This window comes from Oleiphilus sp. HI0067, from assembly GCF_001635735.1.
In genome coordinates this window covers 1-738 of record NZ_LWFI01000281.1, presented here as the reverse complement: position 1 = coordinate 738, position 738 = coordinate 1, and the positions used below count along the sequence as shown (strand labels likewise).

Below are 738 nucleotides of genomic sequence, written 5' to 3'. Positions count from 1 at the left end.
AAGCAAATGAAGTATGGCGACGATTTCCCGAATCAAAAGGTGATTTACGAACTAGGCGATGCACACCTGTTTCTGTTCTGAGCCAGCCGAAAGCATATTCACCTGTGAATTGAATGGTCGCACTTTTAATACCTGCGACCTCTCCATCAGACACTTCAACTAACTCAGTTTTAAACCCTTTTTGCTCACCCCAACGCAAATACATGCGCATAATCATCGATGCCCAATCTTGTGCTTCAGTACCGCCCGAACCAGATTGAATATCTAAGTACGCGTTATTGGGATCCATTTCGCCAGAGAACATACGACGGAACTCAAGAGTAGCTAGCTTTTCTTCTAAGCTTTCGATTTCACTTTGAACGTCGTTCACAGCGTCCTCGTCTTGCTCTTCAACCGCCATATCTAATAGGTCTTGGCAGTCATTCAATCCGCTTTCTAAATCTTCGATGGTAGTGACAACAGCTTCGAGACTTGAACGCTCTTTACCAAGCGCTTGCGCATTTTCGGGATTGTCCCAGACAGCAGGATCTTCTAGCTCGCGCGTAACTTCAACTAAGCGCTCATTTTTGGTATCGAAGTCAAAGATACCCCCTAAGCGTTACAACACGCTCGAGCATTTCTTTAATCTTCTGAACAATAGGATTTACTTCAAGCATTCACAGTCCTTGAGGGCAATCGTAAAAAGGCGCGTATTCTACACTTTTGCTACGATTACCGCCAATACATAGCGGCCTGTGA

General features: G+C 44.9%; 1 pseudogene. It reads right to left on the bottom strand.

The features are described from left to right. Positions 1–656 (bottom strand): annotated as a pseudogene (locus A3739_RS03495) (PCRF domain-containing protein); the annotation flags it as partial. Between the last annotated feature and the right edge of the window lie 82 nt (positions 657–738).